Here is a 26355-nt window from a genome sequence, read left to right as displayed (position 1 = left end):
ATGCGTTGCTTTTCTACTGGGCCTCTGTTTCTGCCCTTTCTGCTATATATGCATCTACTCCATTTGCAATTCCCACAGCAACCTTTTGCTGATAGTCATCTGTTACAAGCTTTGCTTCCTCATCTGGGTTGGATAAGTATCCCACCTCAACTATGGTAACTGGTACCATACTCCAGTTGATTCCACTCATGGAATCATCCTCGAAAATGTTTTGTTTCTTACATCCTGTTTCATCCACAAGATAATCAAGTACACATTCTGACAGCAGACGGCTCTCCTCATAGCGATTGCCATTATATGGATTATTAGGAGTCTGGCACATGGTCATGGCTCCATTGACACTAGAGCTGTCATAGCCATTGCAATGGATTCTGATAAAGGCATCTGCATTTACCTCATTGGCAATGGCTGCTCTCTCGCTATTACTCATATTTACATCATTATCAGTTCTGCACATGATGACAGTGTAGCCTCTGGCCTCAAGCTCTGTCTGCAGCTTAAGTGCTATCTCAAGATTCAGCTGATACTCTGGCGTGCCAGTTTTTACACCAACATTTCCATAGGTTACCTTGGCCTTTTGTTCACTTGCACCTGGCCCTATAGGCTCCTTTGACAAGTCACCCTTTTTCTGATGACCTGCATCAATGACAATTACCTTATCCTGGTTGGTGGCGCCTAGTTCCTCTGTGGCAGTCTCATCGGCGGCTGGCTCTTCTGATTGCACATCCTCTGTTGTAGCTGGCTCCTCTACCACTGCAGCGGGAGTTTCCACCTCAGCTAGATACTGGCTATCTGTCTCTTTTAGACCCGCAGTTTTATAGGATGGATACAGAAAAAATCCAACCAAAATCAACAATATACTAATGATAAAAATTAATACTTTCTTCTTCATAAACATTCCCCATTCTCTAGTTGCTAAATCTCTATTATAAGGGCCTTTTTTGACCTCATATCCGCATAGAAATATTAAAGCATTTTTGTGTATTCAATTATATGATTATACTGTTAAAAAATCAAAGAATTGTATGCTATTTAGGGAATCGTATACTTAATTGAAAGAAGAAATGCAAAATCGATTTTCCGTGAAATAATTCTTTCTATGCTATAAAATAGAAACATGAATTACACAAGCTTATCTGATTATCTAAAAGAAAAATATAATACGAAAGTTTACAAACTTTCCCTCACAAGTGGATGCACCTGCCCCAACAGAGACGGTACCATCAGCTACGGCGGATGCATTTTTTGTTCCGAAGGCGGTTCCGGCGATTTTGCTGCAAAAGGCGACGATATTGATTCACAAATCAACCAAGCCAGAGCCCTTGTAGATAGCAAAATCTCCAGCAAAATTCCACCAGCTGAGCGCAAGTATATCGCCTACTTCCAGTCCTTCACCAACACCTATGGTGATGAGGATTACTTGCAGGATTTATTTGCAAAAGTCCTAAACCGACCAGAAATCGTAGGCCTATCAATCGGAACTCGTCCTGACTGTCTATCTGACTCCATGATCCAGTTCCTCTCTGAACTGAACCAGACTAAGGAAGTGTGGGTGGAGCTTGGTCTTCAGACCATCCATGAGTCCACCGCCACTTTAATCAATAGAGGCTACCCACTATCTGTATTCGACGACGCCTACAAGCGCCTCACTGACGCAGGCCTCAAGGTAGTGGTCCACCTTATCCTCGGTCTCCCTGGGGAGACTGAATCTCAGATGCTTGAATCCGTAAAATACCTTGCTGACCTTTCGCCTACCCTATTTGGAATCAAGCTTCAACTACTCCACATCCTACGTGGCACAAGGCTTGCGGACATGTATGAATCCCAGCCATTCCACGTATTTACCCTAGACGAATACTGCAGTCTCGTAGGCCAGTGCCTCAAGGCTCTGCCACCTGAGACTGTCATCCACCGCCTCACCGGGGACGGCCCAAAGCGCCTCCTCATAGCACCTACCTGGAGCGCCAACAAAAAGCTGGTCCTCAACACCATGACCCGCTTCCTCGCCTCCCAACCGTAGGTGGTGCCCAGAGGGGCCTATGCATATACCTGGTGCCTGGGGCTGGGTCAGCCCTTAATCTCCTGGAGGAAGCGCTTGGCGATTTGGGCGTCGGCTGAGCGCTCCAGGTAGACTCCGTAGACGTCCCAGGTGTAGGCGTCTTTGATGGACACGGCCCTAAGCTCGTCGCTGTCGTCAAAGAAGCGAGGCGCGATTCCAATGCCTACTTTGTTTTTGACAAGGCTGCGGATGGTAACGCCATCGCCAACGTGTGCAATGATTTCAGGGTTGAATCCATTCATGTGGCAGGCATTGATTACATCGTGGTAGATGCGGTAGTTTTTGTTCATGGAGATAAGAGGCTCGTCCTTTATGTCCATTATGCTGACGCTATTTTCGTTCCAAAGGCGGTGTCCATTGTAAACGTATAGTACGATGTCTACAGACTTGATGAGCTGAGCCACTAGGCCTGGCGCCTCTACCTTGCCAACTACTAGGCCGCAGTTGATTTCCTCCGAGAGGACCTTTTTTAGGACTTTTTCATTTTCCTGCTCGTCCCATATACCCACGATTTCCGGGTTGGATTTCATGAAATGATTTACAACAGGGATGTCGATGGCTCGGATGGTACCTGCTGCAAAACCTACTTTAAAACGCTTTTCCTTTGAGCTAGCTGCTTCAATGGCTGAAAACATCTCGTTGATTTCCTTGGAGATGTGCTTGGATTTTTCGTAGAAGACGATGCCGCTCTCTGTAGGCACAAATCCATCCTTGGTACGGGCAAAAAGTGGCGTACCGCACTCTTCCTCCATAGACTTTATCATCTTGCTCAAGCCCTGTGGAGAAAGAAATAACTTGCTGGCTGCCACCTGAAGATTTCTCTCCTCATATACAGTTTGAAAGCATTTAAAATTTCGTGTATTCATAATAAAAATTATAGTTAAAAAAACCCCGCCAGGCAACGGGCCTGACGGGAAATATTAAAAAAGAGAAATGGTTTGAAAAAGTAATTAAATGTTGTTTGCTACCTCGAATGCATCCCAGATACCGTACATGATGTTTGATACCTGTCTTGCATCACCAAGGAGGTAGATTTCATCTACGTCGTTCTTGTACTGGTTGTAGAGAGTGTTCTCGCTAGCGTAACCAACGCAAAGAACTACGCTGTCTGCCTTGATTTCCTTTGTGCCATCAGCAACAGCTGCCTTAAGGACGCCGTCCTTGTACTCTGTAACCTTAGCGCTTGTAACAACGTCGATTCCGTTGAATGGGATAAGCTTCTCAAGCATTTCCTTGTTTGCTGAGCAAATAGGACCGTTAACTGCCATAAGCTTGTCCAGGGCTTCAACGATTGTGCAGTTCTTACCCTTCTGAGCAAGATCAAGTGCAAGCTCGCAACCTACGAGACCGCCACCAACAACTACTACATTGTTGCCTGGGTCCTTCTCGCCGAGAAGTACCTGCTCTGCTGAGTAAACCTTGTCATCATCGCCAAGAGAGAACATCTTTGGACGTGAACCTGTTGCAAGAATAACTGCATCATACTGCTTGTCGAGAATCTCCTTCTCTGTAGCCTTTGTATTAAGGTGAACCTCAACACCAAGACGTGTCATCTCATCCTCATACCACTTAGCAAGTGCGATGTCGTCTTCCTTGAATGCTGGAGCGCCACCTGGGATAAGGTTACCACCAAGTCTGCCTGTAGCCTCAAATAAAACTGGCTCGTGGCCTCTCTCTGCAAGTACACGTGCTGCCTCACAGCCTGCAACACCGCCACCTACAACGAGAACTTTCTTCTTCTTGCAAATTGGGTTAAATGCATTGAGCTTTTCCTTACCACACTGTGGGTTAACTGCACAGTTGATAAGTGAGTATGTCTGGATACGTCCCATACAGCCTTCCTGGCAGCTGATACATGGACGAATCTGGCTAAGCTCGTTGCGACGAATCTTGTTAACGATATCTGGATCTGCAAGTGTAGGACGACCAAGTGAAATCATGTCGCAGATGTCGTTGTTGAGGCAGTCGATAGCTGTATCCGGATTGTCTACACGACCAGCCATGATTACAGGGATGTTTACGTGCTCCTTTGTAATCTTAGCGAATTCCTTGTATGGAGCTTTCTCCATATACATTGGTGGGTGATTCCACCACCAAGCATCGTATGTACCAGCATCAACGTCAAGGGCGTCGTAGCCGTACTTCTCAAGAAGCTTAGCAGCCTCGATACCTTCTTCGATATCACGGCCCTTCTCTTCGAATTCTTCTCCTGGAAGTGCTCCCTCACGGAAGTCCTTAACCATTGACTTAAGTGAGAATCTCATTGCAACTGGGAAGTCCCATCCGCAAGTCTTAGCGATTTCCTCACGAATTTCCTTAGCAAATCTAAGTCTGTTCTCAAGTGATCCACCGTACTCATCTGTACGCTGGTTAAAGAATGAAATAGCGAACTGATCAATAAGGTAACCCTCGTGAACAGCATGAATTTCAACACCATCAAAACCTGCACGCTTAGCGTTGTAAGCACCCTTACCAAAGCTCTCTACGATTCCGCGAATCTCTTCCTTTGTAAGTGGACGGCAAGTCTTGTCAAGCCATCTGTGTGGAATTGGAGATGCTGAAACTGGTGGGAACTCACCAAGGTTTGTAGGGATAGTAACACGACCGAAACCACCTGACATCTGTAAGAAAATCTTTGAACCGTATGCATGTACACGCTCTGTCATCTCACGGCTAGTTCTTACAAACTGTACTGGGTTATAAGTAGAGTTTGGTGTGTTAGGGAATGAAGGCTTCTCAACCTCTGTATCAGAGAAAGTTACACCTGTGATGATAAGGCCGATACCACCCTTTGCACGTCTTGTGTAGTACTCGATACCTCTTTCATTCCATCCGCCTTCGCAATCGCCGAGACCGAGAGGTCCCATAGGTGCCATGGCGTAGCGGTTTTTGATTTCCAGTTTACCAATAGTAATTGGCTCAAAAAGTCCCTGGTATTTCATTAAATATCCTCCTTTTTTTCTTTTTAACAACATCATTTTGCCAGCTTATTGTTAAAAAATTATCATTAAGTAACTTAATTTTACCTTAATCAAAAAAGGAGAGCCATCAACAAAAGGTTATGCATCCGCAACTATTAATTTATAATCCTCATTATCTTTTAATCGAGGTTACATTCTCTGAAAGAAAAAACCGCTCCGGCGCAGACAATGATTAAATCTTCCATGCTCATTTTGCCGCGGCTATATAAGAAAAGTAGAAGAAAAAGAATAATTACCGTAAATACGGATCTAGCTAATGCTAAAAGCTGCTGCTTACTTTTTTCATGGTCAAGCAATTTTTGCTTGGCATCAGCTGCATCCATGGAACGTTTGCCTATATCAACAATAGTATCCTGGCCTCTTCCATACTGAAGGACCTCATCTATTCCGTATGCCACATCTGCAATAAAATCATTGCCCTCTTCTCGCACCTCTTGGTATGATTCCTTTAATTTCTCGATGTTCATAGCATTGGAAACTGGAATCATACCACCGATTGTTACGTATGCGATGGCGCAGATAATCCCTACAACAGGATGCTCTATAGCAAGCAAAGCTGTCATTATGATGGAAAATGCGATACAGATTGCTGCATTGTTTCTTTTTTCTATGTAGCGGCTACAAATAGCCTGAAAAAGGCCGCAGACAACCCTCAACACAACCACAAGCGCAAATAGGCTAAGTCCCAGTGGGAGCTGGCGCAAATTGCCTGGTTCCCTAACTCCATTTACCGCAATATAGATATCCTCCGCCCCTATAAAAGCAGCGAATACCACCGAGAGATGTACAATCACTCCAAGTATTATATCAATTATGTTTAATGTCTTTTCCATATTCGTCTATCATCCCCTCTGAGAGAGTGTACACAGTATCTGCTCCTCTCACATCGTCGTACTCATCTGAAACATAAAATACTGTACGCTTCATATCATTTGCCAGCTTGAAAATAATGCCTCGGATTATTTCCTTTGAAGTGCCATCAATAAAGCTTGTTATGTTGTCAAAAACATATACTCGCGAGTTCTTAAGTAGGGCTCTCGCCAAAAGCAGTCGCCGCTTTTGTCCTAGGGTCAAAACATAGTCATCCTCAATTGACAAATCAAGGCCTCCCATTTCCTTTATCTCTGACCACAGATTAACAACGCTTAGGGCTCCTATCATTTTCTTTTCTGATACTTTTTTGTTGCCTAGCTGCAAATTAGCCCGCACTGTGCTCTTAAAAATATGGGATTCATCTGTGATGTAGGTCAAATCCTTAAGCAAGGCCTCCTCTTTTATCCCACTGAGCTCGCGGCCATTTATTTTTACAGAGCCCTTGTATGCTCTGTTTTCCTTGGTCAATATTTTCACTAGAGTAGACTTGCCTGTGGCTTTTGGCCCTGTCAGTCCTACGATGCTTCCAGCAGGAATCAAAAGTGATGCGGACTTGAGCACTTCCTTGCCATCGTAGCTGTATTTTACGCAGTCCATGACAATTCGTACCGGCTCCTCCGACACCTCTTCCTTGCCTTCCTTAGGCTCTCTCTTTTTAAGAAAATCCAATACATTTTCCACCTTTTTGGAATCCATTATTCCATTTTCCAAAACCTCTCCCAAACTTCTGAGAGGCTTGAAAATCTCCAGTGTCAAAAAGAATGTAATAAGAGCCCACTCCAGTCTAATATTTCCAACAAGAAGCTCGTTGATTGTTGATCTATATCCAAAATATGCTCCGATAAAAGTAAATGCATCAAGGGCAACAATGATATATTTAACAGAAATGATAAGCTCAAATTTCTTTGCCAAAGCAAAAAACAGTATGATTATTAAAATGGCAAATATCAGCACAAACATTACCTTTGCATTTATCATCCCAAGCATAATTGCCATGGTGATAGTTCCTAAAATGGCATAGCCAATTCGTGGCAGAAAATCGCTATAGTATTCCTCCACTGAGACCATGTCATCAGTAAGCATGGTGGCAATATTTTCCCGTGTAATTATTCCAGAATATGAATTTCCAAGTCTAGTGATTTTGCCGTAGATTTCACGGCGAATTTTTTCAGAAACAGCTCTGCTAGCATTTGCTTTTGCATCATAGAATAGTTTTATGAAAATCAATCTAGAAGCAATGCTAAGTGCTGCTATTGTCAGGTATCTGATTATGCGATTTGAATCAGTGATACCGTTGAATGCGTCAGATATTGTGATAGCAATACAGCCCACTAGCACTAACTGTGCTAGCAGGCCAATCCATTGCCATATTATTTCTTGGAGGACCTCAAGTGAGTCCTTACCCATTAACTTCAGAAGTCGCGTCTTTACCATTTATTCATCCTTCTCCGTAGGTTTAGGTGGATGTGATTTCATGACCGCAATCGCCCATGAATATCTTAGGTATTTCGCATATATTTTACTCGTAGCGCAATGCATCAATAGGATTGAGCTTGGCTGCCTTATTTGCTGGGTAGTATCCGAAGAATACACCGATTGCCATTGAGAATCCAACAGCGATTACAATACTTTCTACTGAAACTGCTGCCTCGTATCCCATCATCTTAACTGCAAATGTTCCCAAGCCAACACCAGCTAACATTCCTATAGCTCCACCTATTAAACATATTACCACAGATTCGGTAATAAATTGTAGACGAATGGAACCATTTGTTGCACCAAGTGCTTTTCGAGTACCGATTTCCTTTGTACGCTCTGTGATAGATACAAGCATGATGTTCATAACACCGATACCACCTACTACAAGGGAGATGGCGGCAATAACTGAAAGTGCAAGCTGAATCATGCTAATCATGCTGTTCATGGAATCCATCATTGATGTCATACTAATGCAAGCCACTTCGTATGCATCATTTTTAGCATAATATTTCATATTAAAGAAATCTCTAACTTGTGTTGCGAACTCATCATTATTTGTATCAATTGTAGTAACAAGGTCGCAATACGCGATTCCCTTATTCTGCTTGTGTGTGGCAACTCTAGCTGTCTCATAAGGGATGTAAAGATCTGTTGTAGGATTGTCCGAGGAACCTAAAGAGAAACTCTCCTGAACAAATTCATATACACCTACAACATAATATTTGTAATATGCACCATTTGCTATTACTTCGATTTCTTTTCCGATAACTCCATCGTAGTCACCATTGTACAACCTATCCACAAGCTTATCGGAAACAATGCAGACTCTTTTTGCCGCGCTGTAATCGTGACTAATAAACTGACGGCCTGCTAGCATATCCAAATTCTTGAATTTAATAGCATCTGCATTTTTTCCTATGAGATTTACCTTGGCATCAGTATTGCCCTTGGAAACCTTTCCAGGCTCATAGAATCCTGTCATCTCCTCAGTATACATTACATATTTGATGTTATCTTTGTACTCAGTTAAAAGGTCATCCATCATCTCTTGAGTAATCAAATCAGAATCAGCCATCTCTCTAACATAGCCTTCACCATAGTTCATGCCTGTATCCGTGGATTCTTTTTCCTGAGACTTTTGCATTACACCCATCTGCAAGTTATTTGCACCTAAATCCTGCATTGTCTGGTTGACCATGATAGTGATAGAGTTACCAACTGTCATGATTGCAATAACCGATGCAATACCGATAATAATACCAAGCATAGTAAGCAGGGAACGCATTATGTTTGATTTAAGTCCTGCCAACGCCACGAGGATGTTTTCTGTAAATAACATTATGCATCCTCCTTTGCTTTTAATCCTTGCCAATTGCCTGCTGACTCACCGATGATTGAGCCATCCTTTAAAGTGATGATTCGCTGTGTTTCCTGTGATAGCTCTGGTGAGTGTGTGATTAGAACGATTGTCTTACCCTGCTCCTCGTGAAGCTTATGAAAAATATCCATAATCAATCGACCAGTTGCAGAATCCAGCGCACCTGTAGGCTCATCCGCAAGTATAATTGCAGGATCATTGGCCATAGCTCTGGCAATTGCCACACGCTGCTTTTGTCCACCAGAAAGCTCATCTGGCTTGTGCATCATTCTATCCTTCATCCCTACTTCTTCAAGGAGGAATCTAGCTTTGTCAGCTCTCTCCCCCTTGCTCATGCCTGCATACATCATAGGCAGCTCAACATTTTTAAGCGCTGAGGTACGAGCAATCAAATTGTAGGTCTGAAATACGAAACCAATTTTTTTATTTCTAAGGATTGATAATTCATGATCCTTAGCCTTCTGAATATCCACTCCGTCAAGAGTATATTCGCCATCTGTAGGTCTATCTAGGGCTCCGATAATATTCATCAAAGTAGATTTACCAGAACCTGACTGTCCAACTATTGATACAAATTCTCCCTCTTTAACATTAAAGTTAACCCCATGGAGAACTTCAAATTCATTAGGTGTACCTATAAAAAAGCTTTTATGAATATTCCGAAGGTCAAGCATTGTCTTTTGCTCCAATTTCTTTTTCCTCCGATTTTATTCCTAGTCAAAAGTCACATAATCCATCATATCAGTACTTGGTCCATCACTAACAACAGCCTCTACTGTTGTACCATCCTCGATGCCTTCGCCTGAGATTTCAACATAATAATCACTCTCAAGTCCTCTTGTTACAGGAACATCCTTCTTTGAACCATCCTTGCCAATAACTGTAACGAAGTAGCTACCATCCTCTGCCTCTTGAACGCAATCATAAGGAACCGATAAAACATTTGCAGCCTTATCAAGAATTACACTTGCCTTAGCTGTCATACCAACGCGAAGTCTGTCATCTGTGCCATCAAGTGTAATCTTAACTTTGTACTCTGCCACGCCTGTGCCAGTACTTCCACCTGCTGCAGCCTGTGCTGCCTGGCTAGCACCACCTGATACTGTAGTAGTAGATGCTACAGATACGAAACTAACTGTACCTGAGAACTCCTCATCGCCTGTTGCCTCGAACTTAACTGCAACTGGAAGTCCCTCTTTAATATTTGCAATATCGTACTCATTAACTGTTGCTTCTACGATAAATCCGCTTGTATCCGCAATTGTAAATACGCTGTTACCCTGTGTATAGTTGTTACCTTCCTCTACATCCATAGAAATGATGTATCCTGAAATAGGTGTAGAAACCTGAGTCTTATCCATGCTCTTGTAAACATCAGTAAGCTCATCTACCTGAGAATATGTCTCTGCGTAATTCTGCTGCATGTTTGCAAGCTCAATCTGATTCTGTAATGCAGTAATCTGGAACTGTAAATCAGAAATGCTATCGCGCTTATCCTCGTAGTCCTGAATAAACATAGCAAGTGACATTCCATATTTTTTCATAATGGCAGCATCTTCTGAACTGTATCTGTCACCATATGCCTCTGCTCCGTACTTGTCATAATCATCCTTCAATGCCTTAACATTGTCATAGATATCCTTGTTATCATCCAAGTACTTCTGAGTCTCATCGATTTTCTTCTGAGTGTCGTTAATCTTTTTATTTAAATCATCAAGATTAACTACTGCCTCAGCATCGCTGATAGCATGCTGTGCATTAAGCTCTGCAAGCTTTCTATTGTAGTCATCGCTATCAAACTCAACTACTACTGTGCCTGCCTCTACGTAGTCACCTACCTCATAATTAACCTGAGCTACCTTAACACCAGTAACACCTGAGCTACCAATTGTAGAAGTAATTGTCTTAGTATTGTTAGCTGTAAGAGTACCTGTAACACTAACTGACTGTGTTAAATCCTTAGTCTCTACTGTAGCTGTAACAGGCTGATTAGCCTGCTCTGCAAGCATCTCTGCTGCTTTCTTGGCATTGTATCTAAAATACCCATATACACAAAGTACAATCACCAAGATAATGAAAAGCTTTTTATGTCTCTTTAAAAAGCCTCCGACCCTTTTGAAGAATCCCTTAATCTTTGAATCCTTCTTAGGGGTACTGTTGTCACCAATTTTACTCATCTTTATCCTCCTCATATTTCAATATGTCACCTGGCTCACAATTAAGTGCCTGACATATGCCTGTCAAAGTTGAAAAACGTATTGCGTTTACCTTATTATTCTTTATTTTTGACAGATTCACATTTGTGATCCCGACCGCATCGGCCAGCTCATTTAAAGACATATGACGACGTGCCATCATTACGTCCAGTTCTAGAATAATTCTACCCATGAAATAATCTCCACTCCCTATAAACAACAGCAATTTATCCTTTGCCGATATTACAGTTATACTGTTCTAACCATCGAATGTCAACTATTTTTTAATGTTTTTCGATAATTTTTATTCTATAACAATTAAATTGTCATTAGTGTACCCCTAGCCAACCTAAAATACAATAAAATTGAGCTTACGTATTTCTTACATTTTTGTCACATTTTGGACCTAGGGGACGGGGTTAGTGGACCATTTTCTCACAACTTGAAAATGGTCCACTAACCCCATCCTCTAGGTCCACTTCTCGCCGGCTAGTTTTTTGGTCCACTAACCCCGTCCCCTAGGTCCATTTTTGGTGTATAATGGTTTTACCTTAGTTGCTTTAGATTGGAGGGGATTATGAATTTTACAGAGATTAGTTTTAATCAATTTGATAATGTAAAGATAGGTCAGACCGAGAATGCAGATGCGGGCACTGGAGTTACTGTTATTGTGGCACCTGAGGGACGCCCTTGTGGATTAGATATCAGAGGTGGCGGTCCTGCCAGCAGAGAGTCTGGTCTTATGGACCCTCTTGCAGCTGCAGAGATTATTCACGCAGTTGTCCTAGGTGGAGGCTCAGCCTTTGGACTGGATGCTGCCGGCGGTGTTATGAAGTATTTGTCAGAACATGGAATTGGATTTCCTGTAGGAGATGTGGTAGTTCCACTTGTATGCCAGTCAGATATTTTCGACCTAGGCTACAAGGCATCTGACATTTACCCTGACAAAGCCATGGGCTATGCAGCCTGCGAGGCAGCCTTTACTGGAAAAGGCAATCTGAAAAACGGCTCATTTGGCGCAGGTTGCGGTGCCACCGTAGGCAAGCTCATTGGCATGGACCGCTGCACCAAATCAGGCATCGGTACTTATGCTGTGCAGCTTGGGGAACTAAAGGTAGGTGCCATCGTAGCTACCAACGCTATAGGCGACGTATATGATTTTGAAACAGGCAAGCGCATCGCCGGTGTCACCACCGCCGACGGCTCAGCCCTCAACGATTTATCCTGCGAGGAGCTTATGTATGATATGGCCCTCAACCCTGCCAAATACGCCGCTCCCGCTGAGTCCACTGCGCCTACCAACACAACAATCGGTATCATTCTCACCAACGCAGCCTTCAACAAGACTCAGCTTTGCAAGCTTGCCGGTATGACCCACGACGGCTACGCGCGATGCATTCGCCCAATCCACACATCAATGGACGGCGACAGCATCTACGCCATGTCTCTGGGCGACGTTCCAGCCACCCTCGACCTGGTGGGCACCCTCGCCAACCACGTCATGTGCGAAGCCATTAGACGCAGCGTTGCTTCGGTTTAATTCCAAACTAAAAACTGCTACTGGCCATCAGTCCAGTAGCAGTTTTCTATTTTTCATACTACATTTTATTTTTGCAGTAATTTTATGACGGTATCCTGGTCTATAACATTAACCTTATAAGGATTTCTCTTAATTAATTCTTTTAGATCATCGAATTGTTCAAATAGGATTCTAGAAAATAACATGGTTTCAGCGTCATATTGAGCTTTAACATTTTGAATCTCTCGGTTAGAAGCATAATATAGAGAAGTGCTAGCAAATTTTTCTAATGCATTCGCTTTATCTTTTAAACCATACTCATCACTTTCCAGCATTTGCATTGTAAGGTAATATTCCTTTTCCAGTTTTTTATTATACTCTACACTTGTTGCAGCTTCCTCGTCCTGTTGCTCACTAACATCATTAATGGCATCTCTAGTCTTTTCAATAAATGCTGCAGCTTTCTTTTCGTCTTTCAAAGGATCCTCTTTGACTTTCTCATTAAGGTCTTCACTTTCCTCGGTAAACTCTTCATCTAAAGTATCTTTTTCATCTACTTTTTCTTCAGTGTCCTCCTCATCTTCATCCTTTAAGGATTCTTGCATTACCTTTAACTCATCTTCCATCTCTTTTTGCTGAACATAAGCTTCAACTGCACTTAAATCAATTCCAAATTTTGATTCAGTAGGATTCACGTCTTGCATCATATCATTAAAGATTTTTTGGCGTTTCTCAATATTATCCCTTAATGCATATAGCACCTCTGCGTCTTCTCTAGATAGTTTGAGATTTTTTGCAAAGTTAAACCTTCTTGAAGCAAGGGCTGTAAGTTCTCCGTTTAACCAGTCCTCTTCCCTTGCTGAAAGAGTCTCTCCACTTCTGATTTTTGCAAAAGCACTCTTCATACGATTTTCCAAATCTGTCAATGCATCAGAACCATTTAGTTCAATATTTTCTTTTTCCTGGGATGATGTATTATCACCAGCAGATTCTTTTTCTATTACTTTATTCCATTCATCAAAGCTCATGCCTTCAGACTTAGCTTTTCCCTCTTTTGATAAATCTACTTTATAGGCATCATTTCCTTTGTGGCGAGTTCGTTTGCTCTTCTTTTCCGAGGCATCTACACTGGATTTAATCTCAGTTTTCTTTTCTTCCTGGACAGAATTCCCCAAGATACTTTCTCTATGTTTATGATGGTTTATATTTAGGTCAGCGGATTTAATATTCATTCAATACCCCTCCTTATACTAAACACAGTCCATTATATACCATATATCGGAAAATTTGATGATTAATTCACCTATTCACTTTCATTTTGAATATTATTTGTATAAAAAAAACTAGTAAGCCTTGTGCTTACTAGTTTCATTGATTACGATATTTACTTAAAAATGCGGGTGACAGGACTTGAACCTGCACGGTCTCCCACTAGAACCTAAATCTAGCGCGTCTGCCAATTCCGCCACACCCGCGTATAAAAGGAAAACTGCAATGAATTTCCCACAAAAACATGTAAGAAATTCATTACGTTGTCGGCTCATCGACTGTACTAATATATCACACAGCTACCGCCCTTTGCAACCACTATTTACATAATAATAGCTATAAAAACCTACACTAAATAAAAAGGGCGCCGCAGCAAAGTGGCACCCGAAAATCAGACATATTAAATTCTTATCTCTGTGTTTTTGCACCCTTGAGGCGGGCCATAGCACGAGCAAGATTTGCATTTGAAATCTCATATTCAATACGGCTCTGCTTTTGCTGCAGCTGCTCCTGGGCACGCTCAAGTGCTTCTTGTGCGCGGAAGGTATCGATGTCCTCTGGTCGCTCGCAAGAATAAGAAAGAATCTTTACTGAGCCATCTGGATACACTGTAAACAGTCCATCAGATATGACAGCTTTTCGCCACTCGCCCTCTTCATTCTTAAAGCGAATCTCGCCTACCTCCACTACACCAGTCATCTTTTCATGATGGTTCATGATGGCAAATTCACCATCTGGACTAGGGAGAATGATTATCTCACATGGTCCATCATAAAAGACACCGTCGCAGGCTGTAATTGTCAAATTAAATAATGATGCCATAAGCTACTCCTTTGCTAACTCAGCAGCCTTCTTCTTAACATCTTCGATTGTTCCCACATTGAAGAATGCAGCCTCTGGATACTCATCCATCTCGCCGTCGAGAATGGACTTGAATCCGCGAACTGTCTCTTCAACTGGAACAAACTGTCCCTTTACACCAGTGAAATTCTCAGCAACTGAGAATGGCTGTGAAAGGAAACGCTGTACCTTACGAGCACGGTAAACAGTTACCTTGTCCTCGTCAGAAAGCTCTTCCATACCAAGGATTGCGATGATATCCTGAAGCTCCTTGTACTTCTGAAGAATCTCCTGAACGCCACGAGCCACCGCATAGTGCTCCTCACCAACAACATCTGGCTCAAGAATTCTTGAGGTAGACTCAAGTGGATCTACTGCTGGGTAAATACCCATCTCAACAATCTTTCTTGAAAGAACTGTTGTGGCATCCAAATGTGAGAATGTTGTAGCTGGTGCTGGGTCAGTCAAATCATCTGCAGGTACGTAAACAGCCTGAACAGATGTGATTGAACCATTTTTAGTAGAAGCGATTCTCTCCTGAAGCTCACCTAAATCGTTGGCAAGTGTAGGCTGGTAACCTACGGCTGATGGCATACGACCAAGGAGGGCCGAAACCTCTGAACCTGCCTGAACAAAACGGAAAATGTTATCGATGAAAAGAAGCACATCCTGATTCTTAACATCACGGAAATACTCTGCCATTGTAAGTCCTGTCTCAGCTACTCGCATACGAGCTCCTGGTGGCTCATTCATCTGACCAAAGACTAGGGCTGTCTTATCAAGTACTCCTGACTCGCCCATCTCTGTCCAAAGGTCATTACCCTCACGAGAACGTTCTCCAACACCAGTGAAAATTGAATAGCCGCCACTTTCAGTTGCGATATTGTGAATAAGCTCCTGAATAAGAACTGTCTTACCAACACCGGCACCACCAAAAAGTCCGACCTTACCACCCTTAGCATAAGGAGCAAGCAAATCGATTACCTTGATACCTGTCTCAAGCATCTCAACTACAGGGCTCTGGTCTTCAAATGTAGGAGGCTCTCGGTGGATACACCAATGCTCTCCATCATCAAGCTTTTCTCCATTATCCAATGTGTCGCCAAGTACGTTGAAAAGTCTTCCAAGAGTCTGCTCACCAACAGGAACTGTGATACCGTTTCCTGTGGCAACAACCTCCATATCTCTACACAATCCCTCAGATGGAGCAAGCATAATACATCTGACTACGCCAAGTCCAATATGCTGAGAGACTTCCATTACTCTCTTCTCGTCACCTACCATAACATATAGAGCATCTCTAATGGCAGGTAGGTCACTATCTTTAAATTCTACATCGACAACAGGTCCTGAGACCTGGACGATTTTTCCTTTTAACTCCATTGATTGTCTCCTCTGAAACTATCGCCTTTTTTTCTTCTTAAGCGCCTTTGCTCCGCCGATTACCTCAGTGATTTCCTGGGTAATCTGAGCCTGACGCACTCTGTTGTATTCAATAGATAATTCTCGAAGAATTGCCTCTGCATTGTCTGTCGCAGCCTGCATAGCCATCATTCTGGCATTTTCCTCACTGGCCGAACACTCTACAAGGGCTCCATACATGAAGGCTGTAAAATGATTGTGAACCAACTTCTCCAAAACTGTTTTAAGTGATGGATAAAATGGGAACCATGAATCTCCACCTTTTTGGATGGCTTCAAGCTCATAGCTGTTGATGGAATGAACGTGCTTGACGCCCTCTTTCATCTCCACGGCTGCCTTGCTTTTGCCCTCTGTATCAGCCTCGATTTCCTTAGCCTGCTCTAGGATAAACTTGTGAGTCTTCAATGGAAGAAGTCGCTCTACACAAGTCTCCTCTGTGACAGAATTAAGCATCTTTGTATAAATGATATCGATTCTATCAAGCTCTTCCCTATTGTATAAATCAATAAGGTACTCTGACATAATACGGGCTCTATGCATTGTTGGATTGTTGGATGAAAACTTGAAATTCTCGTCCACGTTGTATCCATTATTTGTAAAAAATACGCGGCCCGTTTCACCTACCACAAAAAGCTTGTACTCGTCTTTTGTCATTCCAGAGATTCGCTCCAAGGCCATTTTAATGGCGTTGTGATTGTAGGCACCTGCCATACCCTTGTCGCCTGTAAATACTACAAATCCACGTCTTTTGATAGTCTCATGATCGTCTTCAATTCGATTATCAAAATAGATGTGTCTGAAATCTGGAAAATGAGCAAGATTTTCAGCTAATCCTTTTTGTGTTCCAATGAAAAATGGCTCTGTCTCTGCAAGCTTTTCTTTTGCCTTTCGAAGCTTCATAGAGGACATCATATACATGGCTCTTGTAATCTTCATTGTATCCTGAATACTGTTTATTCTATTAAGGATTTCCTTTGTACTTGCCATGGCTTACTCCTGATTCTTCTTGAACTCCTCTGCCGCATCAACAATTGCTGCCTTCAGCTCATCAGTCAAATCCTTTGATGACTCAAGCTGGCTGATAATATCGCTGTGGTCTGCTGCAAAATATGTAAGCATGTCAGCCCTAAATTTCTTGATTGCAGAAACCTCAACATCGCTGAAAATGTGAGCGTTTGCAGCCACGAGAATGATAACCTGCTCTGCCATTGAAAATGGTCTGCTAAGAGGCTGCTTTAAAAGTTCCATAAGTGCTCGACCGTGAGCCAACTGCTTTTTAGTTGCATCATCAAGGTCTGATGAGAACTGTGTAAAGACTTCCATCTCACGATACTGAGCCAAATCGATACGGATTGAACCGGCTGCCTTTTTCATCGCCTTTGTCTGGGCAGCACCACCAACACGGGATACAGAAAGACCTACATTTACAGCTGGTCTCTGGCCTGCGTTGAAAAGTTCTGACTCAAGGAAAATCTGACCATCAGTAATAGAAATAACATTTGTTGGAATGTAAGCTGAAAGGTCACCTGCCTGAGTCTCAATAATAGGAAGGGCTGTTATTGAGCCGCCACCTGCCTCTGGTGTGATTCTAGCTGAGCGCTCTAAGAGTCTAGAGTGGAGATAGAATACATCACCTGGGTATGCCTCACGTCCTGGAGAACGCTCAAGCAAAAGGGAAATAGCTCTGTATGCAACGGCATGCTTTGACAAATCATCATAAACGATGAGAACGTCCTTGCCTGAATACATGAAGTACTCAGCAAGAGCTGTACCTGCATAAGGAGCAATATACTGAAGTGGTGCTGGGTCTGCAGCTGTTGCGCTGACAATAATTGTGTAATCCATTGCACCATTTTCTTTTAATGTGTTAACAAGCTTTGCAATAGTAGAAGCCTTCTGACCAATAGCAACATAAACACAGATTACATCCTTGCCCTTTTGGTTGATGATTGTATCTGTTGCAATTGAAGTCTTACCAGTCTGTCTATCACCAATGATAAGCTCACGCTGACCTCTACCAATTGGAAACATTGAATCTATTGAAAGAAGACCTGTCTCCATAGGCTGGCTAACTGATTTTCTATCTACAATACTTGGAGCTGGGCACTCTACTGGTCTAAAACCATCTGCAGAAATCTCGCCCTGTCCATCAAGAGGTGCACCAAGGGCATCCACGATACGACCGAGGAAGCCATCACCTACAGGAAGACCTGCCATCTTGCCAGTACGAACTACCTTTGTACCCTCTTTGATTTCTGTGTCACGGCCGAAAAGAATAACACCGATTTCATCCCGGCGCACATCCTGAACCATGCCCTTAACTCCACAGTCAAAGATAACGATTTCTCCGTAAAATGCGTGGTCGATGCCATCTACATTTGCAATGCCATCACCAACCCAATTTACAACGCCCACTTCCTTTTCCTGGGCCTCAAGTGTAAAGTCCTCCACACTTGTTCTTAAAATTGAAAGGATGCTCTCATCTACAGCAGATACTCCCACTGCGGAATTGATTTTGGTAGCAAGCTGATCAATACGTCCCTGCTCACTCCAGTCATATTCCTTGGTTCCTACTGAGAGAATAAAGCCGCTCTTTAATGAGCTATCCTGAACCAATTCAATTTCGATATCCTTATTGCCAACTTCCTTGGCAATATATCTCTTGATGCCTGCAAGCTGCTCGTCAGTAGGTGCAGTAACATAGCGAAGCTTCGCCTTGTTAATCTTGTCATCTGACACCTGAAGTGACTGAGCGTATGCAGCTCTTATATCATCAAATAATTCAAAATCCCCGTTGTCGCATAACAGCTTTAAGAAATTGCGAATCTCGTGAGGGAAAATCCTATCGATAACCACATGCTTTTTTGCAATGGCTACTGTTGGATCTGCAAGCTCCTCACCAATTGCAGGTACAGCTTCAATGATTGAAGCAGCAGTCTGCAAATGTCCACCTGCATTTTCCAAGCTATGTAGGTCACGGGCGTAATTTATAGATTTCTCTGTCACTCTACTCACCTGCTTTACCTAAAAATTCATCAAACAAACTGCTATCTATATCTGCACCTGTCTTGCTACCAACCACCTTTGTAGTGGCATCAACAACGATGTCTGCAATCTCCTTTTTGGCACCAGCGATAATTTTAGTCTTCTCCTGGTTGGCCTCAGCAACTGCTGCATCTTTAATATTTCTAGCGTCTTCTTTTGCATCTGCAAGAATCTTCTGATACTGGCTATCAGCGCTCTTTCTCGCATCTGAAATAATCTGCTTCTTCTCTTCTTCCACACTGACAAGCTTCTGCTCGTACTCTTTTTTCAACTCATCAGCCTGGTTCTCCTTCTCTGCTGCATTATCGTAAATCTCGTTAGCTTCCTGCTGTCTTTTTGCAATAATATTTGCAATAGGCTTGAAGAAAAAGATTCTAAATGCAATGAAAAGAATAAGAAGATTTATTACCGTAAATACGATATTCCAAAATGAAACGTTAATCATATTTTTATCCTCTAGTATCTATTCTTAACTACTGAAGAACTGCCATTAAAAATTGCTTTCAGCAATGGGCAGTTCTGTATATCAAGGAATCTTCCCTAAAGGGCCCCTCCTTGATACATTTACTGCAACATTACAATAATCATAAGTGCAATTACGAAACCGTAAATAGCTGTTGCCTCTGCAAGTGCACAACCTAAGATAAGGTTCTTCTGAATCTTGCCCTCTGCCTCTGGCTGACGTGCGATACCCTCGCAAGCCTTACCTGTAGCGATACCAATACCGATACCTGCGCCAATACCTGTTACAACTGCAATACCTGCACCAATAGCAATAAGTGTGTTCATTTTTTAATCCTCCTTTAAGTCCGCCAAGTTACGCTATTTTTCTCTCGTTGGTTACGCTCTCAAGCCTAAGATATTTCCTACGTCGACTAACACGTCTCCTTCGGAAACACTTAGAGCTTGATAGCTACCAACTATCTCCAATATCAATCACTTGACTCATCTAATTAATACAATGTCCAAAAAAAATTCTCTACTTTTACGCATTTAGGAAAATGGCCCTATGACCCCGTCCCCCTGGTCCATTACTCTACTGCTTCTTTTATGTAGAGGGATGTCAAGAAGACGAAAACGTAGGCCTGAAGTAATCCATCAAATATATCAAAATATAGGCTGAATACTGCTGGGATTACTGGTGGGCATACTATTTTAAGTAATTCCATGATTACGAATGCACCAAGTACATTTCCGAAAAGTCGCATGCACAATGACAGTGGTCTTGTGAATACGTCTAGAATGTTGAATGGTGTAACGATAGCAACTGGCTCTGTAAAATTATGCAGCCATTTTCTCACGCCATTCTGATAGATACCAGCTGCCTCTACAAGCACGATACTCATAAGAGCAAGAGCAGCTGTTACATTTAAATCTTTTGTTGGTGACTTGAAGCCAAACAGACCGATTACATTGGAAAGTCCAATATAAAGTAGAACCGTTGTGAGATAGCCTGTGTACTGCTTTCCCTCTTCGCCCAACATGCTGCCTACAATACCTGTCAGCTTCTCATAAATAAGCTCCGCAAACGCTTGTCTCTTACTGATGTTTTGCGTTTTTAATCCTCTAGTTAAGAAAAATGCTATGAGGATGAGAACTGCCATTACAATCCAAGTGACAACCACAGATTCCATAACCGGAATCTCAAGGCCTCCAAGGTGGATGGTGAACACCGTCTCGCAATTCAGCTCTTCTATAAGCTCTTCTGCTAAACTCAAGAAAACACCTCCTATCTTTCTTTAATTATGAAATTCATTTTAGACCTTTTAGACAAAAATATAAGATACACTTTATGTAATGTGTATAAAGATAAAGAACTTGCTTAAAGACATGTCTGTCCCTATGAAACAAAAAAAGAGCAGAGTATTACAACTACTCCACTCTTGAATAAACCTTTTTACCCTTAACAAATTTGTCCTTAATTAATGCGTCAGCATCATTGTAGCACATTCTTTCAATGCGCTCTCTAATAGACATATCCCTCATGGAATACATCTTGCTATCATCTACTACTATTGCATCAAACTCGTAGCCCTCTTTGAATGTACCAACATTGCCAAAATACTTGCCGCCACCTAATGTAGCCATGAAGAATACTTCCTCAAATGTAAGTGGCTTAACATTAGTGTCAACCAAGCGGTAATACATCTTTGACGCCTGAAGTGTGATAAGCATAGTCTTAACCAAATTCATAGACGAGCCGGCGGCTACGTCTGTGCCAAGTCCCACATCAATACCTGCATCCAAGAACTTGCGAACAGGCGCAATTCCAGAAGTAAGATTCATATTAGAATCTGCACAGTGGGCAATAAATGCACCATGGTTCTTAAGAATCTCAAGCTCTCTGTCGTCAGAATGAACGCAGTGCGCCATGATTGTAGGACGCTCAGGTGTGCCCATAGTATCAAACATCTCATAAGCGTTGGCATAGCAAGTAGACTCAGGAACAAGCTCCTTAACCCACTCAATCTCAGAATGGTTCTCTGACAAATGAGACTGAATTCTAAGGTCTCTTTCCTTGGCAAGCTTGCCTAAGCCCTTCATCAACTCATCAGAACATGATGGGATGAATCTTGGTGTTAAAATAGGCTTCGTATTTACGTATTTGCCCTCGATGGCATCAAGCCATTCTCTTGTGGCCTGAAGAGATTCCTCTGCGCAATCCTCCTGCAAATTGTCTCCACCATTTCTATCCATATTGACCTTGCCAACATAGGTAACGATGCCAGTATCCTCAAGCTGATTCATAAGCTCGATTGTAGCCTCATTGTGAAGAGTGGCAAATACAACAGCTCTAGTAGAAAAGCATCTGCGCATATCTTCTGTAAAATACTGATATGCCTTTTTAGCATATTCCATATTGCCGTATTTGGCTTCCTCTGGGAATGTGTATGTGCTGAGCCAGTCTAAAAGCTCTGCGTCCATACCGATTCCTCTAAAGGTGTACTGAGGAGCGTGGACATGCAAATCAGTCATGCCAGGAATAATAATTCTCTCGCCATAGTCATAGAGCTGCAAGCCCTTGTACTGGTCTGGCAGATCGTGGAAAGCGCCCTTGCAAATTCCATCTATACATACTACGTAACCTCTATAATATGTAGTTATTCTATTTGCTGATTCAGAGAAGGCAATGCCCCCTCGTAAAACGAAACTATTATCCATAACTGCTCCAAAAAAAATCTCCTATCCCTGAAGTCCTCTTGCCTGTCTATCCATATCCTCTACTACGATATCGTAAATCTCTCCAAGAGTTCTGCAGTACTCCAATACCTTCCAAGGCTCGTTTGTGTGATAGTGAATCTTAATAAGTTCCTCATCACCTACTGCAAGAAGACTATCTCCTACAAAGTTCTCAGTGATGTAATCGTTGATCTCATCCTCGTCGAGATCCTCGCCCTCAATGAGAAGCTGTGTGTCATATCTGAATTCGATTGTCTGCTCTGGTAACATATTAATTCCTCCGTAAAAAATTAAAGTTAGGCAAATAAAACTCGCCTACATCACATACTTTATCACAAGCGCATAAAAAATGCGAGAGGATAAACAATACGAAAGAGACGCCAGCGGAGCGTCTCTTTCAAAAGGGAGAATAATGTTATGAAAAAATTGTATCTCTCTCGAGATGAGTATATATTAACTGATATTTTTGTACAAGTGGTGTAAAAAGTGTGAATTGTCTGTGAATTATCCAATCCGTCTGACAACATTATTTCCCATTCGGTTACAAATTTATATAACGCTTGACTAAATCACGATTTAATCAGAGTCCCACAGCGGCCTACCAACCGCCTGACTCAAACTAAAACCTCAGTCTAGTCAATTGCCTCAACCTTGATTGTGTTAGTGTTTCCACTGTGTCCATCGATTGGGCCACCTGTAAGAACTACGCTATCGCCCTTCTTAAGGTCAAGCATCTGCTTAGCACGACCTAATGCATAGTAGAACATAACATCAAGTGATGTGAACTTGTCAACGAGAACTGGTGTAACACCCCAGCTAAGTGCAAGCTTTCTCCATACCTTTTTGTCAGTTGTCATAGCGATAGTATCAACTGGGCAACGGAAACGGCTTACGCGACGAGCTGTGTAACCAGACATTGTGCAAGCTACGATAGCCTTAGCATTAACGTCGATTGCCATTGAACATGTAGAGTGGCAAACAGCATCTGGAGTAGACTTAATCTCGATCTCCTCCTTGTGGAAACGTCCCTCGTAATTAATATCATTCTCTGTAGTCTCAGCAATCTCAGCCATTGTAGCAACAGCCTGTACTGGGTACTTACCCTGTGCGCTCTCGCCTGAAAGCATGATAGCTGAAGTACCATCATAAACAGCGTTAGCAACGTCGGAAATCTCAGCACGTGTTGGACGTGGGTTAGAAATCATAGACTCAAGCATCTCTGTAGCTGTAACAACTCTCTTACCAAGAGCTCTTGCCTTAGAGATAAGCTCCTTCTGAACAGCTGGAAGCTTAACAAATGGAATCTCAACACCCAAGTCACCACGAGCAACCATGATACCGTTGGCAATCTCAAGAATCTCTTCTACATTGTCAACACCTGGCTGATTCTCAATCTTAGCGATAACCTCTACATCCTCTCCGCCGTTCTCGTCAAGGAATGTTCTAAGCTCAACCATATCCTGCTTTGTTGAAACAAATGAAGCAGCGATGAAATCAATGTCATTCTCGATACCAAAAAGGATATCCTTCTTGTCCTGCTCTGAAAGATAAGGACCTGACATTACCTTGTTAGGGAAGCTCATAGACTTCTTGTTGCTCATAGTTCCGCCAGTAGTACACTTTGTAATAACATCGTGTCCCTTGATATCAGTAACCTCAAAGAATACGATACCGTTACATACTGAAAGTGTGTCGCCTACTGAAAGGTCCTTGTGAAGGTTCTTGTGAGAAACTGAAACACGTGTCTCATCACCTTCAACGTCATCTGTTGTAAATATAAATGTATCTCCCTCTTTAACAGTTACAGAGCCGTCCTTGAATGTGCGGATACGATACTCTGGTCCCTTTGTATCAAGAAGAATAGCGATTGGAAGATTAAGCTTCTTGCGAACCTTTTTAACTAAATCCATCTTCATTCCCTGCTCTTCATGATCACCATGAGAGAAATTCATTCTTGCTACATTCATACCAGCCTTAGCCATTGCTGTGAGGGTCTCCTCATTCATGCTTGCTGGTCCGATTGTACAAATAATCTTTGTCTTTCTCATAAAATACTCCTCTATAAAAACTCAAAAATAGTTTACGCAAAAAAACGAAATCCGTTCTATAATAGCATCATTTTAGGTCAGAGTAAACAAAATATTTAATTAAAAATTGTTACTATTCACAGTTATAAATATTTATAGATTAATTCTTGCCAAGCTTGCTTGTAAAATAATAATATTTATTTTTTATTGGAATCAGTAACTCAGAATAAATATCTAGTGCCACCTCTTTATAGAAGTCTGGCTCCAGCCTGCATCCTCTTTTTCCTTTGGATTCCTCTTCACTCCGATTTCTATAGCCTCCTCAGCTCGAAGTATTTTTGCCATCTCAGGTCTATAAGTAGAAGAAATAGAACATCCAAACAGCTCGCTTCCATCTCCCCTAAATGTACTTCTCACAAGTCTAACAGGCACTGATATTCCATCGCCAAAATCAACTCTTATAGGCTGGGATGGAATTAGATTAATCTGCTTTTTCACAGTGATCCCTACCCCGCCGTAGGAAATATCTACTGTGGTGGCAGGAAATTTATTGTCCCCCTGCAAAATGATAACGTTTCTTGCTATAGGATATCTCTTATGGCGACGTCGCTCTGTCTCGTCACCAAATGCTTTTCGAGAAATGACAAGATGCTCCTTCTTGCCATTGGCACCGGACACAGTAATTACCTTTATATTGTTCCAGCTATATGCCTGATGTCCGCTGGTGCAATACAGTGTCATTCTATTATGATTAAAAGCCCAATTAAGCTTTACAATTTTCCCTTTAAAATTGAATCTAATGCTTTCGCAGCCCACAAAGGCATACTTTCTAAGATTCATCCTTGAAGGAGGCAACAAAACAAGCTTAGGTATAATAGGAATGTCTATTTTTTTCTTTCCTTTTGATACCCTAATGTATGGTTTGTTAAGTGTTGTTACTTCTGATATTTTCATAGGCTCTACGTCCCCCTTCTTATTATAAGGATACTATAAGTGGCATTTAAACATCAAGAGTGGTAAACTGTTGACTTTGCAAGGAGGATTTTGTTTATGAAAAAAACTTTGTACTTAGTTCTTGCAGGAGCTCTTATGCTTTCAACAGTATCATGCGGTCAGCAGGGAACTACAAACAGCAACGAGGGAAATGTTGTTGACACAGAACAGAAAACAGAAGACACAAACACTAATGTAGAAGCGGATAAGTATGACAGCCTTTATGATGCATTCTTAAATGGCGAGGCTACACTTAGCACTGACTATTATCTCAACAACGCTTCTGAAACTGGTTCAGGCTACGAGAATGATTTCTTTTCAATCATCGCTGGCGATGAACTTACACTTCCAGAAATTGTAGAAACTCTTAACGAGGCATTTATGGATGATGAAGGATTTTTTGCACATCAGGAAATCTCTTCAATCAGCTATTCATATTTAGACTGCGGTAATGATGGCGAAAAAGAGTTAGCTGTTAAATTTGTTTGCCCAGTTGTGGAACCTGACTCAAACATTGTCCTTGTAATTAAGGAAATGGACTCAAAGCTTCAGGTTGTATATTCAGTATGCTCATGGTCAAGAAGTGAGACAACAATCAATGAATACGGCTTTATCCAAGGCGGCGGAAGCGGCGGAGCAGTTAATCACTCAAGCGATGCAGCTTTAATTGACGCTGATGGCAAGTATCAGTTCGGATATATTCTCACAGAGAGTGCTGATATAGAGGATTTCGGATATGCTTACGAGCATGAAGATTTCGATGCATCATCACTTGAGGGAACTCTTTGTATATACGAATTACGCTTAACATTTGAGCCAGGAGCTGACAAGCCTTCTGATTACTTCTCATATGCGGTATACGACAGCGATACATACGAGGAAATTGATGTACCTAACCTCTATACAGATAGCCCATACAAGGAAGTGCTTGATAGCTTTACAACAATTAAGTTTGTTCCTTATGATGAGCTTGAAAAGGCAATCTCTGATAAGCTTGATTCAATCGGAGCTACAGAAGATGTTAGAAATGCCAACGAACTTGAATTTACAGAAATTGCATTATAATACTGAAATCAAAAAAGGCTGCCCGCGGGC

General features: G+C 42.1%; 24 protein-coding genes and 1 tRNA gene. 3 read left to right on the top strand and 22 right to left on the bottom strand.

Translation table 11 applies throughout. The annotated features are described in order from the left end of the window. Positions 1–13 precede the first annotated feature (13 nt). Positions 14–892, bottom strand: coding sequence for an N-acetylmuramoyl-L-alanine amidase family protein (locus tag BLP50_RS08465; RefSeq protein ID WP_090153676.1), 879 nt, complete (start codon positions 890–892; stop codon positions 14–16). A gap of 225 nt (positions 893–1117) precedes the next feature. On the opposite strand from BLP50_RS08465, the gene BLP50_RS08460 reads away from it, so the two are divergent. After that, positions 1118–2020, top strand: coding sequence for a tRNA modification radical SAM protein MnmL/YtqA (locus BLP50_RS08460; RefSeq protein WP_090153674.1), 903 nt, complete (start codon positions 1118–1120; stop codon positions 2018–2020). A 47-nt stretch (positions 2021–2067) separates the two neighbouring features. Here the strand turns inward: BLP50_RS08460 and BLP50_RS08455 are convergent, their stop codons facing one another. The 8 genes from BLP50_RS08455 to BLP50_RS08420 form a co-directional block, all read right to left on the bottom strand. After that, on the bottom strand, positions 2068–2925 hold the full coding sequence (locus tag BLP50_RS08455) for a LysR family transcriptional regulator (protein WP_090153672.1): 858 nt from the start codon (positions 2923–2925) through the stop codon (positions 2068–2070). A gap of 84 nt (positions 2926–3009) precedes the next feature. Then, complete coding sequence (locus tag BLP50_RS08450; protein ID WP_090153671.1) at positions 3010–5001, bottom strand: oxidoreductase; 1992 nt, start codon at positions 4999–5001, stop codon at positions 3010–3012. Positions 5002–5159: 158 nt separating this feature from the next. Further along, positions 5160–5873 carry a hypothetical protein gene (locus BLP50_RS08445; RefSeq protein WP_090153669.1) on the bottom strand — a complete coding sequence of 238 codons (714 nt, stop codon included), beginning with the start codon at positions 5871–5873 and terminating at the stop codon, positions 5160–5162. Continuing rightward, complete coding sequence (locus BLP50_RS08440) at positions 5848–7347, bottom strand: ATP-binding cassette domain-containing protein (protein WP_090153667.1); 1500 nt, start codon at positions 7345–7347, stop codon at positions 5848–5850. Before BLP50_RS08440 ends, BLP50_RS08445 begins: the two co-directional genes overlap by 26 nt. A gap of 85 nt (positions 7348–7432) precedes the next feature. Beyond that, positions 7433–8731, bottom strand: a complete 1299-nt coding sequence (locus tag BLP50_RS08435) for an ABC transporter permease (RefSeq protein ID WP_090153665.1) — start codon at positions 8729–8731, stop codon at positions 7433–7435. Beyond that, positions 8731–9444: an ABC transporter ATP-binding protein gene (locus tag BLP50_RS08430; protein WP_090153721.1), complete on the bottom strand. Its 714-nt coding sequence runs from the start codon at positions 9442–9444 to the stop codon at positions 8731–8733. Before BLP50_RS08430 ends, BLP50_RS08435 begins: the two co-directional genes overlap by 1 nt. 39 nt (positions 9445–9483) lie before the next feature. Beyond that, the gene (locus BLP50_RS08425; protein ID WP_176753729.1) at positions 9484–10947 is read right to left on the bottom strand and encodes an efflux RND transporter periplasmic adaptor subunit; all 1464 of its coding nucleotides are present in this window, start codon (positions 10945–10947) and stop codon (positions 9484–9486) included. Next, on the bottom strand, positions 10940–11158 hold the full coding sequence (locus BLP50_RS08420; protein WP_090153661.1) for a helix-turn-helix domain-containing protein: 219 nt from the start codon (positions 11156–11158) through the stop codon (positions 10940–10942). Before BLP50_RS08420 ends, BLP50_RS08425 begins: the two co-directional genes overlap by 8 nt. Before the next feature lie 384 nt (positions 11159–11542). On the opposite strand from BLP50_RS08420, the gene BLP50_RS08415 reads away from it, so the two are divergent. Then, positions 11543–12505, top strand: a complete 963-nt coding sequence (locus BLP50_RS08415) for a P1 family peptidase (protein WP_090153659.1) — start codon at positions 11543–11545, stop codon at positions 12503–12505. A 65-nt stretch (positions 12506–12570) separates the two neighbouring features. Here BLP50_RS08415 and BLP50_RS08410 read toward each other — a convergent pair whose 3' ends face one another. The 13 genes from BLP50_RS08410 to BLP50_RS08350 all read right to left on the bottom strand — a co-directional run bounded on the left by BLP50_RS08410 (position 12571) and on the right by BLP50_RS08350 (position 25221). Continuing rightward, positions 12571–13716: a hypothetical protein gene (locus BLP50_RS08410; protein ID WP_090153657.1), complete on the bottom strand. Its 1146-nt coding sequence runs from the start codon at positions 13714–13716 to the stop codon at positions 12571–12573. Positions 13717–13879: 163 nt separating this feature from the next. Continuing rightward, positions 13880–13959: transfer RNA gene (locus tag BLP50_RS08405), tRNA-Leu, on the bottom strand. 202 nt (positions 13960–14161) lie between these two features. Next, on the bottom strand, positions 14162–14575 hold the full coding sequence (gene atpC, locus BLP50_RS08400; RefSeq protein WP_090153655.1) for an ATP synthase F1 subunit epsilon: 414 nt from the start codon (positions 14573–14575) through the stop codon (positions 14162–14164). Between the two features lie 3 nt (positions 14576–14578). Then, complete coding sequence (atpD, locus tag BLP50_RS08395; protein ID WP_090153653.1) at positions 14579–15976, bottom strand: F0F1 ATP synthase subunit beta; 1398 nt, start codon at positions 15974–15976, stop codon at positions 14579–14581. A gap of 18 nt (positions 15977–15994) precedes the next feature. After that, positions 15995–17002, bottom strand: a complete 1008-nt coding sequence (gene atpG / locus BLP50_RS08390; RefSeq protein WP_090153650.1) for an ATP synthase F1 subunit gamma — start codon at positions 17000–17002, stop codon at positions 15995–15997. Positions 17003–17005: 3 nt separating this feature from the next. Further along, positions 17006–19021, bottom strand: a complete 2016-nt coding sequence (gene atpA, locus BLP50_RS08385) for a F0F1 ATP synthase subunit alpha (protein WP_090153648.1) — start codon at positions 19019–19021, stop codon at positions 17006–17008. A 1-nt stretch (position 19022) separates the two neighbouring features. Then, the gene (locus BLP50_RS08380; RefSeq protein WP_090153645.1) at positions 19023–19505 is read right to left on the bottom strand and encodes an ATP synthase F0 subunit B; all 483 of its coding nucleotides are present in this window, start codon (positions 19503–19505) and stop codon (positions 19023–19025) included. Between the two features lie 119 nt (positions 19506–19624). Continuing rightward, the gene (gene atpE / locus BLP50_RS08375; RefSeq protein WP_090153643.1) at positions 19625–19849 is read right to left on the bottom strand and encodes an ATP synthase F0 subunit C; all 225 of its coding nucleotides are present in this window, start codon (positions 19847–19849) and stop codon (positions 19625–19627) included. Positions 19850–20091: 242 nt separating this feature from the next. Further along, complete coding sequence (locus BLP50_RS08370) at positions 20092–20778, bottom strand: F0F1 ATP synthase subunit A (RefSeq protein ID WP_090153641.1); 687 nt, start codon at positions 20776–20778, stop codon at positions 20092–20094. Between the two features lie 154 nt (positions 20779–20932). Next, positions 20933–22222: an amidohydrolase family protein gene (locus tag BLP50_RS08365; protein ID WP_090153639.1), complete on the bottom strand. Its 1290-nt coding sequence runs from the start codon at positions 22220–22222 to the stop codon at positions 20933–20935. A 21-nt stretch (positions 22223–22243) separates the two neighbouring features. Then, on the bottom strand, positions 22244–22510 hold the full coding sequence (locus BLP50_RS08360) for a kinase to dihydroxyacetone kinase (RefSeq protein ID WP_090153637.1): 267 nt from the start codon (positions 22508–22510) through the stop codon (positions 22244–22246). 362 nt (positions 22511–22872) lie between these two features. Beyond that, complete coding sequence (gene pyk, locus BLP50_RS08355; protein WP_090153635.1) at positions 22873–24288, bottom strand: pyruvate kinase; 1416 nt, start codon at positions 24286–24288, stop codon at positions 22873–22875. 213 nt (positions 24289–24501) lie between these two features. Beyond that, entirely contained in the window at positions 24502–25221 is a 720-nt protein-coding gene (locus BLP50_RS08350; protein WP_090153633.1) for a PilZ domain-containing protein, read from the bottom strand. A gap of 96 nt (positions 25222–25317) precedes the next feature. On the opposite strand from BLP50_RS08350, the gene BLP50_RS08345 reads away from it, so the two are divergent. After that, positions 25318–26325 (top strand): hypothetical protein, encoded by a 1008-nt coding sequence (locus BLP50_RS08345; protein WP_090153630.1) that lies wholly within the window; start codon positions 25318–25320, stop codon positions 26323–26325. Positions 26326–26355: the final 30 nt, after the last annotated feature.

Origin of the sequence: Pseudobutyrivibrio sp. AR14, from assembly GCF_900101325.1 — a bacterium.
Taxonomy (GTDB): Bacteria; Bacillota; Clostridia; order Lachnospirales; family Lachnospiraceae; genus Pseudobutyrivibrio.
This window is presented reverse-complemented; position numbering and strand designations above follow the sequence as displayed.

Coding starts and splice junctions, on each gene's coding strand:
- BLP50_RS08465 (WP_090153676.1), bottom strand. CDS start 892: ATGAAGAAGAAAGTATTAATTTTTATCATTAGTATATTGTTGATTTTG.
- BLP50_RS08410 (WP_090153657.1), bottom strand. CDS start 13,716: ATGAATATTAAATCCGCTGACCTAAATATAAACCATCATAAACATAGA.
- BLP50_RS08380 (WP_090153645.1), bottom strand. CDS start 19,505: ATGATTAACGTTTCATTTTGGAATATCGTATTTACGGTAATAAATCTT.
- atpE (WP_090153643.1), bottom strand. CDS start 19,849: ATGAACACACTTATTGCTATTGGTGCAGGTATTGCAGTTGTAACAGGT.
- atpG (WP_090153650.1), bottom strand. CDS start 17,002: ATGGCAAGTACAAAGGAAATCCTTAATAGAATAAACAGTATTCAGGAT.
- BLP50_RS08450 (WP_090153671.1), bottom strand. CDS start 5,001: ATGAAATACCAGGGACTTTTTGAGCCAATTACTATTGGTAAACTGGAA.
- BLP50_RS08360 (WP_090153637.1), bottom strand. CDS start 22,510: ATGTTACCAGAGCAGACAATCGAATTCAGATATGACACACAGCTTCTC.
- BLP50_RS08350 (WP_090153633.1), bottom strand. CDS start 25,221: ATGAAAATATCAGAAGTAACAACACTTAACAAACCATACATTAGGGTA.
- BLP50_RS08440 (WP_090153667.1), bottom strand. CDS start 7,347: ATGGTAAAGACGCGACTTCTGAAGTTAATGGGTAAGGACTCACTTGAG.
- BLP50_RS08420 (WP_090153661.1), bottom strand. CDS start 11,158: ATGGGTAGAATTATTCTAGAACTGGACGTAATGATGGCACGTCGTCAT.
- BLP50_RS08435 (WP_090153665.1), bottom strand. CDS start 8,731: ATGTTATTTACAGAAAACATCCTCGTGGCGTTGGCAGGACTTAAATCA.
- BLP50_RS08460 (WP_090153674.1), top strand. CDS start 1,118: ATGAATTACACAAGCTTATCTGATTATCTAAAAGAAAAATATAATACG.
- atpD (WP_090153653.1), bottom strand. CDS start 15,976: ATGGAGTTAAAAGGAAAAATCGTCCAGGTCTCAGGACCTGTTGTCGAT.
- BLP50_RS08430 (WP_090153721.1), bottom strand. CDS start 9,444: ATGCTTGACCTTCGGAATATTCATAAAAGCTTTTTTATAGGTACACCT.
- BLP50_RS08445 (WP_090153669.1), bottom strand. CDS start 5,873: ATGGAAAAGACATTAAACATAATTGATATAATACTTGGAGTGATTGTA.
- pyk (WP_090153635.1), bottom strand. CDS start 24,288: ATGAGAAAGACAAAGATTATTTGTACAATCGGACCAGCAAGCATGAAT.
- BLP50_RS08415 (WP_090153659.1), top strand. CDS start 11,543: ATGAATTTTACAGAGATTAGTTTTAATCAATTTGATAATGTAAAGATA.
- atpC (WP_090153655.1), bottom strand. CDS start 14,575: ATGGCATCATTATTTAATTTGACAATTACAGCCTGCGACGGTGTCTTT.
- BLP50_RS08455 (WP_090153672.1), bottom strand. CDS start 2,925: ATGAATACACGAAATTTTAAATGCTTTCAAACTGTATATGAGGAGAGA.
- BLP50_RS08425 (WP_176753729.1), bottom strand. CDS start 10,947: ATGAGTAAAATTGGTGACAACAGTACCCCTAAGAAGGATTCAAAGATT.
- BLP50_RS08345 (WP_090153630.1), top strand. CDS start 25,318: ATGAAAAAAACTTTGTACTTAGTTCTTGCAGGAGCTCTTATGCTTTCA.
- BLP50_RS08365 (WP_090153639.1), bottom strand. CDS start 22,222: ATGGATAATAGTTTCGTTTTACGAGGGGGCATTGCCTTCTCTGAATCA.